This window comes from Blattabacterium cuenoti (genome assembly GCF_014252035.1).
Classification (GTDB): Bacteria; Bacteroidota; Bacteroidia; order Flavobacteriales; family Blattabacteriaceae; genus Blattabacterium; species Blattabacterium cuenoti_Z.
In genome coordinates this window covers 249,580-268,534 of record NZ_CP059207.1, presented here as the reverse complement: position 1 = coordinate 268,534, position 18,955 = coordinate 249,580, and the positions used below count along the sequence as shown (strand labels likewise).

16 protein-coding genes are annotated in these 18,955 nt (G+C 24.4%); 4 read left to right on the top strand and 12 right to left on the bottom strand.

The features are described from left to right. The first annotated feature begins 56 nt into the window (after nt 1-56). Both murB and H0H49_RS01260 read left to right on the top strand, forming a co-directional pair. Nucleotides 57-1,076 carry a UDP-N-acetylmuramate dehydrogenase gene (murB, locus tag H0H49_RS01265; protein WP_185864684.1) on the top strand — a complete coding sequence of 340 codons (1,020 nt, stop codon included), beginning with the start codon at nt 57-59 and terminating at the stop codon, nt 1,074-1,076. 59 nt (nt 1,077-1,135) lie between these two features. Continuing rightward, nucleotides 1,136-1,885: a phosphorylase family protein gene (locus tag H0H49_RS01260; RefSeq protein ID WP_185864683.1), complete on the top strand. Its 750-nt coding sequence runs from the start codon at nt 1,136-1,138 to the stop codon at nt 1,883-1,885. On the opposite strand, the gene H0H49_RS01255 is transcribed toward H0H49_RS01260, so the two are convergent. Further along, nucleotides 1,880-2,905, bottom strand: a complete 1,026-nt coding sequence (locus H0H49_RS01255) for an Mrp/NBP35 family ATP-binding protein (protein WP_185864682.1) — start codon at nt 2,903-2,905, stop codon at nt 1,880-1,882. The genes H0H49_RS01260 and H0H49_RS01255 overlap by 6 nt on opposite strands. A 156-nt stretch (nt 2,906-3,061) precedes the next feature. On the opposite strand from H0H49_RS01255, the gene H0H49_RS01250 reads away from it, so the two are divergent. Continuing rightward, nucleotides 3,062-3,625, top strand: a complete 564-nt coding sequence (locus tag H0H49_RS01250) for a 4'-phosphopantetheinyl transferase family protein (protein WP_317168707.1) — start codon at nt 3,062-3,064, stop codon at nt 3,623-3,625. A 22-nt stretch (nt 3,626-3,647) separates the two neighbouring features. Continuing rightward, nucleotides 3,648-4,274, top strand: coding sequence for a nicotinamide riboside transporter PnuC (gene pnuC / locus H0H49_RS01245; protein WP_185864680.1), 627 nt, complete (start codon nt 3,648-3,650; stop codon nt 4,272-4,274). Here the strand turns inward: pnuC and hisS are convergent. Genes hisS through H0H49_RS01190 form a run of 11 tightly spaced genes read right to left on the bottom strand, consistent with a single transcriptional unit; the run spans nt 4,271 to nt 18,902 of the window. Then, on the bottom strand, nt 4,271-5,692 hold the full coding sequence (hisS, locus tag H0H49_RS01240; protein WP_185864679.1) for a histidine--tRNA ligase: 1,422 nt from the start codon (nt 5,690-5,692) through the stop codon (nt 4,271-4,273). The two genes, pnuC and hisS, sit on opposite strands and share 4 nt — an antisense overlap. A 44-nt stretch (nt 5,693-5,736) precedes the next feature. Next, nucleotides 5,737-7,089, bottom strand: a complete 1,353-nt coding sequence (gene ftsZ, locus H0H49_RS01235) for a cell division protein FtsZ (protein ID WP_185864740.1) — start codon at nt 7,087-7,089, stop codon at nt 5,737-5,739. Nucleotide 7,090: 1 nt separating this feature from the next. Next, complete coding sequence (gene ftsA / locus H0H49_RS01230; RefSeq protein ID WP_185864678.1) at nt 7,091-8,491, bottom strand: cell division protein FtsA; 1,401 nt, start codon at nt 8,489-8,491, stop codon at nt 7,091-7,093. 4 nt (nt 8,492-8,495) lie between these two features. Then, nucleotides 8,496-9,224: a cell division protein FtsQ/DivIB gene (locus tag H0H49_RS01225; RefSeq protein ID WP_185864677.1), complete on the bottom strand. Its 729-nt coding sequence runs from the start codon at nt 9,222-9,224 to the stop codon at nt 8,496-8,498. Beyond that, nucleotides 9,225-10,604: a UDP-N-acetylmuramate--L-alanine ligase gene (murC, locus tag H0H49_RS01220; RefSeq protein WP_185864676.1), complete on the bottom strand. Its 1,380-nt coding sequence runs from the start codon at nt 10,602-10,604 to the stop codon at nt 9,225-9,227. It lies immediately after the preceding gene. A gap of 3 nt (nt 10,605-10,607) precedes the next feature. Then, on the bottom strand, nt 10,608-11,714 hold the full coding sequence (murG, locus tag H0H49_RS01215) for an undecaprenyldiphospho-muramoylpentapeptide beta-N-acetylglucosaminyltransferase (RefSeq protein WP_185864675.1): 1,107 nt from the start codon (nt 11,712-11,714) through the stop codon (nt 10,608-10,610). Nucleotides 11,715-11,719: 5 nt separating this feature from the next. After that, nucleotides 11,720-12,898 (bottom strand): FtsW/RodA/SpoVE family cell cycle protein, encoded by a 1,179-nt coding sequence (locus H0H49_RS01210; RefSeq protein ID WP_185864674.1) that lies wholly within the window; start codon nt 12,896-12,898, stop codon nt 11,720-11,722. After that, nucleotides 12,873-14,258, bottom strand: a complete 1,386-nt coding sequence (gene murD, locus H0H49_RS01205) for a UDP-N-acetylmuramoyl-L-alanine--D-glutamate ligase (protein ID WP_185864673.1) — start codon at nt 14,256-14,258, stop codon at nt 12,873-12,875. Before murD ends, H0H49_RS01210 begins: the two co-directional genes overlap by 26 nt. 11 nt (nt 14,259-14,269) lie before the next feature. Then, a complete protein-coding gene (locus tag H0H49_RS01200; protein WP_185864672.1) occupies nt 14,270-15,427 on the bottom strand; it encodes a phospho-N-acetylmuramoyl-pentapeptide-transferase in 1,158 nt (385 codons plus the stop codon). An 8-nt stretch (nt 15,428-15,435) separates the two neighbouring features. Then, a complete protein-coding gene (locus H0H49_RS01195) occupies nt 15,436-16,911 on the bottom strand; it encodes a UDP-N-acetylmuramoyl-L-alanyl-D-glutamate--2,6-diaminopimelate ligase (RefSeq protein ID WP_185864671.1) in 1,476 nt (491 codons plus the stop codon). Further along, a complete protein-coding gene (locus tag H0H49_RS01190) occupies nt 16,908-18,902 on the bottom strand; it encodes a penicillin-binding transpeptidase domain-containing protein (RefSeq protein WP_185864670.1) in 1,995 nt (664 codons plus the stop codon). Before H0H49_RS01190 ends, H0H49_RS01195 begins: the two co-directional genes overlap by 4 nt. Nucleotides 18,903-18,955: the final 53 nt, after the last annotated feature.

Below are 18,955 nucleotides of genomic sequence, written 5' to 3'. Positions count from 1 at the left end.
ACAATTTTGTATGTCAAAATTGTATCTTTCTATATTTACAAAATTTTTTTATATCTATGTTCATAAAAGAACATTTTCCTCTTATAAAATTAAATACATTTGGTCTAAATGTTCATGCTCGTTACTTTGTAGAAGTAACAAATGTAGAAGATCTTCATAAAATATTTTCATATTCGTCCTCTATGCCAAAATTTATTATAGGAAATGGAAGTAATATCCTTTTTTTAAAAGATTATTACCCAGGTTTAATACTGAAAATAGGAATAAAAGGTAAAAAAATTGTCAAAGAAAATAATAAACAGGTTATTGTTCAAGCTTACGCTGGAGAAAAATGGAATAATTTTGTTAATTGGACTATAAAGAAAGGATTTAGTGGTTTAGAAAATTTATCATTTATTCCTGGTACAGTTGGTGCTTCACCAATTCAAAATATTGGAGCATATGGTACAGAAATAAAAAATGTTTTGTTGAAAGTAAAAACGTATGAAGTAGATCATGGAAAAATCATCGAATTTTCACGTAAAAAATGTCAACTAAAATACCGTGATTCTTTTTTTAAGTCTAGAAAAAATAGATTTATTATACTTTCCGTTTTTTTCCTTTTAAAAAAAGGATTTAAAAAAAATAATTCTTTCTTTTCTGTAGAAGTAGAAAATGAATTAAAAAATATGAATATCAAAAAACCTACTATTGAAGACATAAGTAAGGCAATTTTTAATATTAGACATAGAAATTTACCAGATACCAAAAAAATTGGAAATGCAGGTAGTTTTTTCATCAATCCTGTAATAAAAAATGTTGATTTTAAAATTATTAAACATGAATTTCCCAATATCATTGGATATAAATTATGTGAAAATAAAGTTAAAATATCTGCCAATTCATTAATTGAAAGTATAGGATGGAAGGGAAGAAAAATTGGTAATGTAGGAGTTTACGAAAAAAAACCGATAATAATAGTTAATTATGGAAAAGCTACTGGTATAGAAATATATTCTTTTTCAGAAAAAATAATAGAGGACGTAAAAAAAGTTTTTGGCATTATTTTATCAAGAGAAGTGAATATCATACAATAAATAATATAAGCAAAGAATATACCTTTGCTTTTTATCAAATTTATAAAAATTTAAACTTTATGTCCATAATTTTAGAAAAATCTAAAAAATACATACATAAAATAATAAAAGAAAAACCTGATTTTGGAATTTTTTTATTAGAAAATCAATTCAATAATATCATAAATGTAATAGAAAACCCTATCTGTATTTCTTATGAAGAAATACCTATATTTCATGAAAATAATTTATATGGAAAATTTCTATTTGGAAAAATAGAAGGAAAAAATATCGTTTTTTTAATAGAACCTGTTTTTGAAGAAAATAGAAAAAATTCTGTTTTTTTATGTAAAAAAATAGGAATAGACAAATTAATACAAATTAATATTTGTGCCGGGATTAATTCAAACTACAAAATGGGAGATGTTATGTTAGTGAAAGATCATATCAATTTTTTACCAGAAAGTTTTGACATAAAGAAAATTATAAAAAATAATTTTATCACAGAGTTATATGACCAAAAAATGCTTGAAATAGCAGAAAATATAGCAATGAATCATAATATTATTATACAGAAAGGTGTGTATGTCGCTTTTCCATATCCAAATTACAAAACATGTGCAGAATATGCCATGATACGATCCATGGGAGGAGATTGTGTTGGAATAAACATATTAACAGATGTTATTATAGCTAGATCTGTGAATATGAGAGTTTTTTCTATCATAATAATAACAAATAATTTATTATTAAATCCATTTTCTGAAACAGAAAAATCTATGCATCTTCTAATATTAATTGTAAAAGAATTTATCAAAATTTGTTCATAAATATTTTTTTAATTGTTTCACAATATTTTTTGTTATTTTTATAAAAATATCTCGTACATTTTCATTTTCCAAAACTATAGGAATTCCCATATCTGAATATTCCTGTATTTCTTGTAACATAGGTACTTCTCCAAGAAAAGAAATATTCATTTTTTTGGAAAAGTTTTTCACTCCATCTTTGCCAAAAAAGTAATTTTTTTCTCTATTTTTTAAAAAATATGACATATTTTCAATAATACCTAATATTGGAACATAAATAGATTTAATACGAAACATCTCTACAGTTCTATTTACATCAGATAATGCTATTCTTTGAGAAGTACTTACAATAATGACTCCTTTTAGTGTAGTCTCTTGTAAAAGAGATAAATGAATATCACCTGTTCCTGGAGGTAAATCTATTATCAAAAAGTCCAATTTTCCCCAATCTGTTTCATGAATTAATTGGATCAAAGCTTTAGTTACCATTGGTCCTCTCCAAACAACAGCTTCTCCATATTTTAAAAATAAACCGATTGATATAATTTTTACTTGATAACTCATAACAGGTTTAATTAGGGGTGATCCATTTTCTTTTGTTAGAATAATATTATTATTATCAACAAAATCATTTTTAATATTAAACATTAATGGAATAGAAGGACCATAAATGTCAGCATCTAATAATCCTACACTAAAACCCATTTTTACCAAGGTAACAGCAATATTGGTTGCTATTGTAGATTTTCCTACTCCGCCTTTTCCAGAAGCTACCGCTATTATATTTTTTATTTTAGATTCTTTATTTTTTACTTCCATTTCTATTTTTATACTTATTTTCTTTTCTTCATTCGATAATATTTCTTCTTTATTTAAATAGTCTTTGATATATTTTGTCAATTTTTTTTTTAAATGCATGGTAGGATAGTATAAACTTAAATATATTATTACCATATTATTATTAATATCTATCTTTTTTAAACAATTATATTTGATAATATTATTTAAAGCTTTTTCAATTTTTTTTTTGATTGCAACCATATTATATTATAAATAAAATAAGAGTACATATACATACAACAATAGTACAAAAAAAAATGACTAGATTTAATAAAAAACTTTTTTAGTATGTACCTTTTTCTTTGTAATTTTCATACTAGAATTATAGTTTTTAGATGGAAATATTTATTGAAAACTATGATTTCAAATCAGAATATTCTTTCTGAAAGAGATAAAATATTTTTTTTTTCTTTATCAGAAAAACGGAAACATGAATTCTTCATGGTCCGTTATGCATTAAGAAAATATTTTGGAATAAATATGGATATTTTTTATGATGATAAAAGAAAACCTTTTCTTCCCGTTCCAGGAAAATATATTTCTTTTAGTCATTCTTTTGATAAAATAGCTATAGCTATCAGTTCTTATCAGATAGGTATAGATATAGAAAAGTGTCGTAAAAATAAGAAGATCATTAAAATAAAAGAAAAATTTATTAGAGATGATGAATCTATTTTCATTAATCCAAATTATGAAGAAGATTATTTACATGTTATATGGGGAATAAAAGAAAGTTTGTATAAACTAGAAGGAGGAATGTATTACAGTTTTTTAACTCATTATAGAGTATCTCCTTTTTGTATAAAAAAAGATTATTGTGTATCATGTTGGATCATCAAAGATTCTTATAGCAAAAAATTGTTTGCTTTTTATAGAAAAATAGAAGACCATTACTTAGTTTATATTATAGATAAAAAATAAAATAATATTTTTTTATATTATTATGACAATATCATATGACATAATATCAAATTATTGTAAAAACTACCATTGTTATAAGGAATTATTTTTAGAAATAATTGCTGTTATATTTACAATATTTAGTGTTCTTTTTGCACAAAAAAATAATATTCTTGTATATCCAGTAGGAATATTAGGAACTATGATATATAGTTATTTAACTTTTATTACTTCTCTTTATGGAGATTTTATTATTAATTTATATTACACAATAATGAGTTTTTATGGATGGTTTTTATGGAAAAAAAAATTAAAAATACATAACAATATTACTTATTGTAATACAAAAGATTACTTTTATACAAGTATTTTATTTTTTTTTACTTGTATTTTCAGTGTAATAGTTTATTATTATTTTAATGGAAAGCTGAAAAATAATTCTGATTGGATGGATATATTTACAACGGGGATTTATTTTTCTGGAATGTATCAAATGTCCATGAAAAAAGTAGAAAACTGGATATTTTGGATGATAGGAAATATAGTATCCATTCCCATTTATTTTATGAAAGGACTAATATTAACAGGTATTTTATTTATTATTCTTTTTATCTTATCTATAAGTGGATTTATGATTTGGAAGAAAAAAGCAATAAAATTAGTAGTTTAATTGTTGTTGTTATTTTTAATTGATTCTATAACTTCTTTGATATTATCATATTCTATTTCTATTCTTGTTTTTATATTTTTTACTTTTATTTTATTTTTTTTCATTTCATTTTTTCCTATGATAATAGCAAATGGTATATTATTATCATTAGCATATTTGAATTGTATACCTACTTTAACAGCATTAGGGTATAACTGTGAAGAAATTCCTTCTTTTCTCAACAAATTTATCATTTTATATGCATACAAAATCTCTTCATCTCCGAAATTAATAAATAAAATTTTTGAAGTATATATGTTTGGAAAAAAATTTTTTTTTTCCATAGCTAAATAAATTCTATCTAAACCTAAAGAAATTCCTACTCCAGAAATATTTTTCATTCCAAAAGAATTTGATAATTGATCATATCTTCCTCCTCCTCCGATAGAATTTTTTTGATCATTTTTTTTTAATGAAAAAATTTCAAGTATTGTTCCTGTATAATAATTCATACCTCTTGCTAATGATATATTCCATTCCAATTTTGCATTTTTCAAATAAATATTATTTATCATATCAAATATGAAATGAATTTCTTTAATTCCTTTTTTTCCTTTTTCAGAATTTTCAAAAAAAGTCTTTAAATATCTTTCCTTTTTATAAAAATTTCCTTTTATATCGAAACATAATGCTATCTTATCAAAAGATTCAGAGGGTATTCCCTTATCTATCATTTCTTTTCTTACTAAATCTTTACCTATTTTATTCCATTTATCTAATGATGTAGTAAAATCTTTCCATAAATCATTTTTTATTCCAGAAATTTCTACCAATCCTCTTAGGATATCTCTATGATTAATAGAAATAAGTATAGGAATATTCAATTTTGTAAAAATTTCATCACAAAGTTGAATTAATTCTATCTCTTGCCATAGAGATAAAGTATTGTATCCTACAATATCTGCATCACATTGATAAAATTCTCTAAATCTTCCTTTTTGAGGTTTATCTGCTCTCCAAACAGGTTGTATTTGATATCTTTTAAAAGGAAATATGATTGTATTTTTATGCATTGCTACATATCGTATAAAAGGTACAGTTAAATCATATCTAAGAGCCTTATTAGATATATTATGTTCAATTAATAATTTTGTAATATCAAGTTTTTTTTTTTTAATTTTTTCAATCTTTTTCATAAAATCTGAAAATCCTCTTATTAAAGAGTTCCCTGAGTTAAGTAACTTGAATATTAAGTATTCTCCTTCTTCTCCATATTTACCAATAAGAGTAGATATGTTCTCAATGCAAGGTGTTTCTATGGGGTTAAAACCAAAAATTTCAAATTTATTTTGAATAATTTTAATTATATAATTACGTATTTTTATCTCATAGGAAGAAAAATCCCTGGTTCCTTTAGGAATATTAGGATGCTTATGCATAACAATTAATTATATATAATAATCAAAATTAAATATATCAAAAATCATTTTAATTCTTCATTTTTTGTATCTTCTTCTTGTCCTTTTTTCATATTTTTTCCTCCTATATTATTAATTTGGTTTTTTTCATGATATGAAATAGGAAAATCAAAACTTTCTTCCAAAAAATATTTCTTCTTTTTATTTTCTAAAAAATCTGAATTAGTATTCGTATTGATAGTATTATCAAATATATTTTTTTTCATTTCTTTATTTTTTTTTACTGAATAATAATGTCCTCCTTCATAAAATGGATGATCTTTCTTAGAATAAGAATGAATTTCTTCTATCTTTGTTAATCTCTGTTCATAAGGTTCCTCTAGTCTGTGAAATATTTTTTTATCTTCGTGATTAATCGCTCTTTGCACTTCTGTAGGAAATCCTGTAGCTACTATGGTAACTGAAATACTTTCTTCTAAACTATCATCTTCTCCTATTCCCATAATAATGTTTGCATTATTACCTGCTTCTGCCTGAATATAATCACTAATAATTCCTATTTCGTCTATAGTTATTTCAATCCTTCCTGAAACAATAAGAAGAAGTACATTTTTTGCCCCCGTAATTTTATTATCATTTAATAATGGAGAATCTAATGCTTGAATAACTGCTTCTTTTGCTCTATTTTCACCAACAGAAACAGCAGATCCCATAATAGCTGTTCCACTTTCTTTAAGAACAGTTCTTGTATCTCTTAAATCTATATTTTGTTTATAATGGTGTGTTATAACTTCAGCTATCCCCTTAGCAGCAGTCGTCAAAACTTCATCTGCTTTTGCAAATCCTGCTTTAAAACCTAAATTACCATATAGTTCTCTTAATTTATCATTATTAATAACAATCAAAGAATCTACATTTCTTCTTAATGTTTCTATTCCTTTTTGTGCCTGTTGTAATCTCATTTTTCCTTCAAAATGAAATGGAATTGTCACAATTCCTACAGTAAGAATTCCTTTTTCTTTAGAAATTCCTGCAATGATAGGTGCAGCGCCAGTTCCAGTACCTCCACCCATTCCTGCTGTAATAAAAGTCATTTTTGTATTGGAATCTAAAATACTTTTTATTTCTTCCAAACTTTCTAACGCAGCTTTTTCTCCTACTTCTGGATCAGCCCCAGCTCCTAATCCTTCCGTTATAGAAGCTCCTAACTGAATTTTTACAGGTACTGGATTATTATTTAATGCCTGTGCATCTGTATTACATGCTATAAAATCTACACCATCTATTCCTTGTTCAAACATATGACTTAAAGCATTACTTCCTCCTCCTCCTACTCCTATTACTTTTATTGCAGCTGAACGATGTTTTGGAAATATTTTAACGTTATCTTTTTTTTGTATAAAATCTTCTTTTTTCATTTTATTCTGTATCATTCAATATTTGACGGAATTTATCGGCCCATATTTCAATAAAAGATTTTGATTTTGTTTTCGTATTTTCTTTCTTTTTTAAAGAATATTCAGATGGTTTTTTGTTTTCATAATGTGTATGATTTTTATTATAAAATTTTGTAGATACAAATTCAGAATTATTAGTGTTATTTTTTTCATTATTATAATGATAGATATAATCTATATCTTTTGTACAAATATATTTTTTTTTATCATCAAGTCCTTTGATGACCAAACCTATAGAAGTCGCATATTCAGGATTACTTATCAGTCCATTTTCTCCACCAGCAATATGCTCGTTAGAATAACCTATACGTACATCCATACCAGTAATATATTCTGCTAGTGGACGAATATGTTTTAGTTGAGAACCACCTCCAGTCATTACTAATCCTGCAATTAGTCTTTTTTTTTGTTCTTCATTTCCATAATTTTTTATTTCTATGTTGACTTGCTCTAAAATTTCGCAAACTCTCTTATGAATAATTTGTGATAATTTCTTTAAAGAAATCTCCTTAGGATCTCTTCCCCTTAATCCAGGAATACAAACAATTTCTGTTTCTTTATTTTCTCCAGGCCATGCAGATCCAAATTTTATTTTTAGTAATTCTGCTTGACGTTCAATAATTAAACAATCTGTTTTTATATTTTCCGTTATTACATTTCCTCCAAAAGGAATAACGGCTGTATGACGAATAATATTATCTTTAAATATAGCTATATCAGTTGTTCCACCTCCTATGTCCACCAGAGCTACACCAGCTTCTCTTTCCTCTTTACTTAATACAGCTTCTGCTGAAGCCAAAGGTTCTAAAGTCATACCAGCTAAATTTAATCCTACAGATTTAACACATCTTCCAATATTACGAATGGATGAAATTTGCCCTACTACTACATGAAAGTTTGCTTCTAAACGACTTCCATACATTCCTATTGGTTCTGTTACTTCTGCTTGACTATCAACTTTATATTCCTGGGGAAGAACATGAATTATTTCTTCTCCCGGTAACATAACTAGTTTATGTACTTGGTCAATTAATTTTTGTATATCTTTTTGATTAATTACATTTTCAAAATCTAATCTAGTGATATAATCATTGTGTTGTAAACTTCTGATATGTTGTCCTGCTATTCCAACTATAACTTCTTTTATTTTTACACCTGAACTATGTTCCGCTTCAGACACTGCTTCACGTATAGCTTCAATTGTTTGAGTGATATTATTTACAACCCCTCTATGTACACCTATACTTTTAGATCTACCTATACCTAAGATCTCAATTTTATTATATTCATTTCTCCTTCCTACCATAGCTACAATCTTCGTGGTCCCTACATCAAGGCCTATAGCTATATCTTGATATTCCATAGACTTATCTTTTTTTTGCGACGACTTGGTCTTTATATTGTAAATCAATACTTTTATATTGATTAATATCTATTTTATTTAGGTATTGCTTATAAAATGCTTTTAATTTATTCAATTTATTTTTAAAATCCTTAATGTTTCCTAATATAATATTATGATTTCCTATTTTAGGAATTAATATAAACTCATTTATATTATTTTTTTTAATGCTAATAATTTGATTTTTCAGTAAATCATCATTTACTATGAATTTAACTAAATTTGCTAAAAATTTTTTTTCTTTTTTCGAAAAATATCCTTTTGCTAAAATAACATTAGATGAATAAAAAGAAGAAAGCTCTAAATCTTCAGCGTCTTTAGTTAGATAATATTCTCGATCGCCATTTTTTATTCTTAATATGGGTTCTTTTTGTAATATTTCAATATTTAGTGTTCCATCTACGTTAAGGAAAACTTCAGATTTTTTTATAAAATGGTAATTATTTAATTTATTTTCCATTTCTAATATACATAATTGACCAATTTTTTTTTCAATTTTTTCTGTCTTATGGAATAAAATATCTTTAATAATTTCTTCATTTACAAAATGATCCTTTGATATGGGATCAATAACAATATTAAATTTAGTTAAAGATCTGTTTGCATGTGTTTTTTGAGAAAAAAAAATAAAAAACATCATTAACGTGATATATATTAATAAAATTAATATGAAAAATATTGTTTTTTTTTTCATTTATCCATATTTTTTTTTCATAAATTCTTTGATAGGAAAAATTAATGTATCTATATTTCCAGCTCCTATTGTAAGAATAATATCAAAAAATTTTTTTTCAATTTTTTCTAAAACTTTTGAAATAGAAGAAACTTCTTTTTGATCAGGACTAATTTTTATTTTTTTCAATAAGTTTTCTGATTTTATTCCGTCAATAGGAAGTTCTCTCGCAGCATAAATATCGAGTAAAATTAGAATATCTAGATTTCCTAGACTTTCTGCAAAAGCATCTTCAAAAAATTTAGTTCTACTGAATAAATGAGGTTGAAAAATTCCTAATATAATTTTATTAGGAAAACATTTTCTTACAGTATAAATTAATGCATTTATTTCTGTAGGATGATGAGCATAATCATCTATATATATTTTATTTTTTGATTGATAATGGATAGAGTATCTTCTTTTAATTCCTTGGAATAAAAATAAAGCTTTTCTTATTTTTCTTTTATCAATTTTCAGATAGTCAGATATAGCTAATGCTGCAGTGACATTTTTTAAATTATGTTCACCCGGAATGGATAATGGTAATGATTTCCATATTTTTTTAGGAGTATGAAAATCAAAATACCATTTATTTTCTTTGATATGAAGATGATTGGAATAGTAATATTCCTTATCTTTAATTGAATAAAATATAGCATTATTTGCTACATTTTCTAAAAATGTATCTTCTTTACATATAAAAATTTTTTTATATGGTTTTTTTATTCTTTTGTAGAATCTTATGTAAGCTTGTTTTAAGCTATCTTTTTTTGGATAAATGTCTACATGATCCTGATCTAAGGACGTGATACATGCTATATTAGGAGATAAATGTAAAAAAGAATGATCAAATTCATCTGCTTCTACTAAAAAAAATTTATTTCCATTCAATATAAGATTAGAATTGTAATTTTCAGAAATACCTCCTAAAAATGCAGTAAAACTTATTCCAGATACATATAATATATGACATAATAATGTGGAAGTTGTTGTTTTTCCATGAGTTCCTCCTATAGCAATACAGATTTTATTTTCTGTTATTATAGACAATATTTGAGAACGTTTTTTTATATTTTTTCCATATTTTTTTAAAAAAATCCATTGTATATGATTTCTAGGAATAGCTGTAGTATATACGATTAAACATTTTTTAGATGTTACCCATTTTGGTAATATTTCTATACAATCATGATAATTAATAGAAATACCTTCTTTTTCTAATTTTTCTGTTAAAAAAGTTTTATTTTTATCATGTCCATAAACAACTTTTCCTATTATATGAAAATATCTAGCGATGGAACTCATTCCTATACCTCCTATTCCTAGAAAATAAATATATTTAATGCAATTTAAATTCATTTTTTATAAAATAATTTGTAAAATTTCATTCACAATATCATCTGCTGCTTTCGGCTTTCCTAACTGTAAAATATTTTTACTCATTCTTTCTTTCATAATAGCATTGTTCAATAATTGAATGGTTGAGTCTACTAATCTATTTTCTACTTCTTCATTTTTAATGATCAATGCTGCTTCATGATCATATAATATTTTTGCATTTTTATTCTGATGATCATCTGAAGACCAAGGAAAAGGAATTAATATATAAGGTTTTCCTATTATACATATTTCAGCTATTGTTATAGCTCCAGCTCTAGATACAACAATATCTGCAGCAGCATAACATACTTGTATATTTTCAATATATTCCATTAAAATAAAATTAGAATGATGATATTTTTGATTTTTTTTTATTCTATGAATATCTAATTTTCCTATTTGCCATATAAGTTGTATATCAAATTGTATCAGTTTATCTAAACCTTTTATCCAAGCATTATTGATACTATTAGATCCTTGACTACCTCCTATAGATAAAATGATAGGTTTATTACAATTCAATCCAAGTCTAATACAAGATTCTTTTTTACTTGGTAATTGTAATATTTCAGATCTAACAGGATTTCCTGTAATAATCGTTTTTTCTTTCGGAAAGAACTTTTTGACTTGTTCATAAGCAATACATATCTTATTAGCATAACGAGAAAATATTCTATTGGTTAATCCAGGATAAGAGTTTTGTTCTTGAATAAGAATAGGTACTTTATTTATTTTAGCTGCATATAAAGTAGGTAAACTAACGAATCCACCTGTTCCAACAACAATATCTGGGGAAAATTTATTAATAATTTTGTGAGCCACAAAAAGACTATATATCAATTCTATAGATAAAAATAATCCATATATAGAAAAAATTTTATTTTTTCCTCCAGAAATAGAAATACCTTCAATTGGGTATCCAAATCTTGGAATTTCTTTCATTTCCATATGATGTTTGGATCCAATGAATAAAATATTTACTTTTGGAACTTTTTTTTTTAATTTATCCGCAATAGCTAGACCAGGATATATATGCCCACCAGTACCTCCACTTCCAATAATTATTCTAGGTGAAATATTATTATCCATTATTATTATTTGTATATTTCATCTTTATCGTTTTCATATATAATTTTTTTACTTACACTTAGTATAATACCAAAACTAAAAAAAGTAACCCACATAGAAGTACCTCCTGCACTAATTAGTGGTAAATTTTGTCCTGTAACAGGAAATAGACCAACAGCTATTCCCATATTAATTAATGCCTGATTGATAATAGGAAAACCTACAGATAGAACTAATAAAGAACAAAAGTAATTTTGTACTTTTGTTGCTATAATAATAATTCTAAGTAAAATAAGTATATAAATAAATAAAAGTATTATTCCTCCAAAACATCCATATTCTTCTATAATAATAGCATAAATAAAATCTGATGAAGATTGAGGTAGAAATGCTTTTAAAACACTTTTTCCGGGGCCTCTACCGAATTTATTTCCTAAAACAATAGCTGTTTTAGATTGTTTTATTTGATAGTTTTCTTCAGATTCACTATCCAAAAAATTTTCTATACGACTTTTCCATGTGTAAACTCTGTTAACAGGATTTTTGTCCCCCCATTTTATCACCGAATAAATATATATACTAGCAAGTAAAAACCCCATTGATAATATACCTATAATCCCTTTTATTGGGTATCCTCCTATAAAAAGTAGGATTAAAACAGAAATAAAAACAATGATTGCTGTGGATCCATTAGCAGGGAAAATCAATCCAATAATAAAAAATATTGGAAATAATAGAGTAAAAAACGAATTATTAAAACTTATATTTTTTTTATTTTTTTTGGCTAAATATCTAGCACAATAAATAAAAAGAACTAATCCGGCAATATTGGAAGTTTGAAAAGAAATATTAATAATTGGAATATGTAACCAACGAGAAGCATTTACACCATCCATCTCTTTTCCTTGACTGATAGTAAACACTAGTAAAATTAGTACTATTGGCATGGAAATAATAGACATACGATAAAAATATTTATAGTCTATAAATTGAGTAAAAAAAAGAATAAAGAATCCAACTAGTAGAAATAATGTATGTTTTAATAAATAACTGAAAACAGTATTTGTTCCTCCATAAGTAGTTACCAAATTTGTACTTGCTGAATACACAGGTAGAAAAGAAAATATAGCTAATAAAGAAATAAAAGCCCACAAATATTTATCCCCTTTTATATATTTATTAAAAAATATTTCTATTTTTTTCATTTTTTATAAGATTCATTACTTTTTTTTTAAATTTTTTACCTCTTTCTTTATAATTTTTAAATAAATCAAAACTAGAACAAGCAGGGGAAAGTAGAATATTGTATCCGGGATAGGATAATGCATATGCCATATGAACTGCTTCTTCAATAGATTCTGTTTCCAGAATAATAGAAATAAAATTTTTAAAAAAATTAACAATTTTTTTATTATTTTTCCCCAGGCAAATTATTGCTTTTACTTTACTTTTCACTAAAGAAATTATTTCTGTATAATCGTTTCCTTTATCTTCACCTCCTGCTATCCATATTGTAGGGGAGTTCATACTTTTTAAAGCGTAAAAAACTGCGTGTACATTAGTTGCCTTAGAATCATTGATAAATTTTATTCCATTTATATTTGCAAAATTTTCCATACGATGTTCTATAGGTTTTAATTTTAGTAAAATAGGAATTATAGAATCTATATTAATATTTAATATTTTGGATATAATTAATGAAGCTATAATATTATATAAATTATGATCTCCTATAATAGGAATATTTTGTAATTTATTTAAATTAAAAAAACAGATTTCTCTATCTTTTTTTTGTATCAATATTTTATTTTTTATGTAAAATCCAGTATTTAACTTTTCTCTTATAGAAAAAGGAATACATTGAGATAAAATTGGATATTTTTTAACTCCAAGTCTTACAATTGGATCGTCATAATTATAAATAAAAAAATCTTCCTTTTTTTGAAGAGTAGCTATTTTAAATTTAGAAGAAACATAATTATCAATATTACCATCATATCTATTCAAATGATCTCTTGTAATATTTAATAATACTGCAATATTTGATCGAAAATTATGAGAATCATCTAACTGAAAACTACTTATTTCTAATACATAAATATCTTTTTTACTTATAGAAGCTTTTCTAGAAAAGCTAAATCCAATATTACCTGCTATATCTACATTTAATTTATTATTTTTAAGTATTTGATATACTATAGAACTAGTGGTGGTTTTTCCATTGCTTCCCGTAATACCTATTATTTTTGAATTTTTTATATAATTCTTACCGAATTCAATTTCGGAAATAATGGGAATATTTAAAGAATATATTTTTTTTATTAAATAATTTTCTTTAGAAATTCCAGGACTTTTTATTATTTTACTGGCATTTTTAACTATCATATTTTCTGTATGTCCTTTTTCTTCAAAAGGAATATTATTTTCTATTAAAATATTTTTATATTTATTTGAAATAATACCAGAATCCGATAAAAATACTTTGATACCATTTTTTTTGGCTAGTAGCGCTGCTCCTACACCACTTTCTCCTCCTCCTAAAATAACGATAAATTCTTTTTTCATTCAATGATTAGTTAGTATATTAATAAAATCAATACTAATGCTGAAAACATGATTTGTATAATCATGAAACGATTGAAAATTGTATTTTCATGATAACCAAGTTTTTGAAAATGATGGTGAATAGGTGCCATAAGAAAAATTCTTTTTCCTACTCCATATTTTTTTTTAGAATATATGAAATATAATACTTGTATTATGACAGAAATATTTTCTATAAAAAAAATTACACATAAAAGAGGAAGTGTTAATTCTTTTCTATTGATAATAGTTAGTGTAGCTATTACCGCTCCCATGGTTAAGCTACCACAGTCTCCCATGAATATTTTAGCAGGATAAGTATTATACCAAAAAAAGCTTATTAAAGATCCTAAAAAAGATAAAGAAAAAATAATTGTTTCCTTTATATTAGGAATATATATGAAATTGAAATAATAAGAATATGTGATGCTGCTAGTAATTATAGATATAATAGATAAAGTAATAAAAATAATTAAAGATATTCCAGCTGTTAATCCATCAATTCCATCCGTAATATTAGCTCCATTAGATATAAATACAATAGTTATAATTACGAAAGTAATAAAAACAATAATATTATTTTTTTTATACTCTTCAAAAATAGATGAATAATAACCAAATTGATTTGGATTCTTTTTGGTGGATATAAATGGAAAAGTAGTAATATAATATTCTTTATTATTTTTTTTTATATTAATGTATTGAACATCTTCATTAAAATACATTGTAATTCCAACAAATATTCCTAATATAATTTGTCCTAATAATTTACTAATTACACTAATTCCTTCTTTATTATTATATCTTATTTTAAGATAATCATCTATAAAACCAATACATCCCATATAAATGGTAGTAAATATCAATATAAGAACATATCTATTCTTCAGAGAAGAAAATAGTATTGTAGAAATTATTGTAGAAAATATCATTACAATACCACCCATTGTTGGGGTTCCTTTTTTTTTTTTTTCTCCAAAAATATTTAGATTACGTATATTTTCTCCTATAATATTTTTTTTTATATGATTCCAATATATTATCTTTTTATAAAGAATAAAAGCTATACCAAATGATAAAATAAAAGCAACTATAGATCTGTAAAATACAGAATTTTCACTAATTTCACTAAAAAGTAATAAAAAATTCATTTTTTTATTTACAAATGGTAATTTTGTAATAAATTTTTAGCTATTTTCATATCATCAAAAGGATGATATTTTCCTTTTATTTCTTGATATTCTTCATGTCCTTTTCCCGCTATTAGAATAATATCTTTTTTTTTCGCAATTCTTATTGCTGTTTCAATAGCTTTTTTTCTGTTAATAAAAGTAAAAATAGTTTTTTTTAGATATGATTTAAAATTTTTCATATCAATTAATATTTTTTCTGGATCTTCATTTCTAGGATTGTCAGATGTAAAAATGGAAATATCACATTTTTCATAAACTAATTTTCCCATTAAAGGACGTTTTTTTGTGTCCCTATTACCTCCACAACCTATTACACAAATTAACCTACTACTTTTATCTCTTTTTATTTCTTTAATAGTATTAAAAATAATATTTAACGCATCTGGATTATGAGCATAATCTACGATTATTCTAATTCCAGATTTTGACAAAAATTGTTCAAAACGTCCTTTAATTGGCTTGATATTTTTGATTGTTTCAACAACTTTATTTGTTTGTTTTACACCTAATAATAATATCGATGTAGCATAACTTGCTAATATATTATAGACATTAAATATTCCTATTAATTTTGTATATGTAACATTTCCATTAATTGAAAATTTAATTCCATCAATATTATTTTTCAATATTTTAATTTTGAAATCTATATTTTTTTTTTTGAATCCATAAAAAAATATTTTTGCTGAAATATTCTTTATTATTTTTTTTGAATTTTTATCATCAGAATTAATTAGTGCAAATGATTTTTTCGATAAATTTTCTAAAAATAACTTTTTAGTGGATAAATAATGATTGAAATTCTTATGAAAATCTAAATGATCATGTGTTATATTAGTAAAAATACCACCAACAAATAATAATCCAAAAATTCTTTTTTGACAAATTCCATGTGAACTAACTTCCATAAAAGCATATTTACATCCTTTTTGAATTGATAAATTCAAATATTTATTAATTTCAATAATATCTGGAGTTGTATGTGTTGTAGTATATTTTTTAGATATTATGATTATGCCAATAGTGGAAATTAATACATTTTTTATTCCCATTTTATCAAATAATTGATGCAATATGTTTGCTACAGAAGTTTTACCATTTGTACCAGTAATTCCTACTAATTTTATTTTTTCCGTAGGATTTCCATAAAAATTAGAAGATATTATCCCTAAAGCAACCATAGAATTTGGAACAGATATATAAGTAATATTATTATATATGTTTACAGGCATAATTTCACATATTATAGTATTGGCTCCTTTTTTTATTGCATCAATAATAAATTTGTGACCATCAACGTTTTTTCCCTTTTTTGCAACAAAAATCATATTTTCTTTCACTTCTTGAGAAAATTGAGAAATTCCTTCAATTAAAATAGTGTCCGAACCTATCATTTTTAGGATAGAAACTTTTTTTAAAATATTTTTTAATACTTTTTTCATTCTTCCAATTTTAAATAGATCATTTGATGATTTTTCAATTTTCTACCGGGTTGGACAGATTGTTGTATGACTTTTCCGATTCCATGATACATGATATTGAACCCCATATTTTCTAATATAGGTATGATTTCTTTACCAGGAATAGAAATTATGTTAGGCATAACAAATTTTTTAGTAAAGATATTTTTATATTTTTTTTCTATTATTTTTTTTAATAAGTTTTCTTTATTATTACTTGTTATAGATGATAGTTTTTTCTTAGTTATTATTGGATAAATATATCTAGCTATTTTATCAAAAACGGGCATTGCTATTTCAACTCCATAATATCCTATTTCTGGTTTTGAAATGACTACAATACAAGAATACTTGGGATTATCTGCAGGAAAATATCCAACAAAAGAACTGTTATAAGATGAATGTTTCTCTTTTAACCAATAGTTTAATTGGGTTGTACCTGTTTTTCCTGCATATGGATAATCTGGATTATAATATTTTTTAGCAGTTCCATTTTTTACTACTCCTTTTAACATATTTTTAATTTTTTTTAAAGAAGATTTTTTAGCTATAGAGGGAATTATGACAATAGGTTTTGTATTTTTATGAATACATTTATCTTTATATTTTATTTCTTTAATAAATACAGGTTTAATCATTTTTCCGTTATTTGCTATTGCATTATAAAACGTTAAAATTTGTAGAGGAGTTAATTTAATATTATATCCAAAAGTCATCCACGGCAATGTAATGCTGTTCCAATTTTTTTCTCCAGGTTTTGGTATAAAGGGATCTCCTTCGCCTGGTATATCTATTCCTATTTTTTTATCTAGTTTCCAATTGTATAGATGTTTTATAAATTTTTCTGGATTTTCTTTATAATTATTATAAATAATTTTTGCTATACCAACATTAGAAGAGTGTTCTAAAATTTGTTTTGGATTCATTTTCATATATCCATGATGACTATCTTTTATTTTACTTCCATTTAATTTCATCACTCCACCCATAGTATTTATAATCATATCCATATCTATTTTTTTATCTTCAATTGCTGCTAAAATTGCCATAGTTTTGAAAGTAGATCCAGGTTCATTACCTTCCCATACAGCAAAATTTCTTAAATCTTCATAAGTATTTTTTTTAGTTTTTTCAAGATTAATCATTGCAGGTATTTCTCCACTATTTACATCCATAATAATTACGCATCCATGATCTGCTTGAGAAATAATTAATTCTTGTAGTAATGTATGGTAAGCAATGTCTTGTAGGTAAATATCTATAGTAGAATAAACGTCTTTTCCATCTTCTGGATTTATTTCATTTTCTGATTTTAGTGGTTTCCATACTTTAGAACTAATTCTCTGTTCTAACCTTCTTCCATCTATTCCTTTGAGATATTTGCTAAAAGCTCCTTCTAACCCAGCTTTTCCTCTATGATCATCATATCCTAATGTCCTTTTTCCAATATTTTCTAATGTATGAACTCTACACGATTTTTTTTCTACTATGAAACCTCCCCGTATTTGTCCTTTATTAAAAATTGGTAAATTTCGTAAAATTTTATAATGAGGGGAATCTAAATTTTTAGCTAATAAAAAATATCTATTTCCCCTTTTTTTCTCTTCCTGAAACTTATTATAAAAAAAAATTTTTGGTTTTTTAAATAAAAATTCTAATGATCGACATAAATAAGTAATATTTTCTTGAAACAGTTTATCAGATATTGATTTAAAATCAATATGAATATCATATCTTATAACAGATGTAGCTAATACACTATTATCTGATGCATAAATATTCCCACGTTTAGCCTTAATAATATTTGTTCTTATTGCTCTTTCTATAACATATTTTTTATAATATTCTTCGGAATAATTTTGAATATATAATAAATTAAAAATAATTAATACTGCAATACATATGAAAATAAAACTAATTAAGTAAGATTTGTATAATAAAGTATATTTTCTATCCTTTTTTTCTTGTTTCATTTTTATTTCCTTGAATATTCTTTATTCTATATTTTATTTTCTATTGTTATATG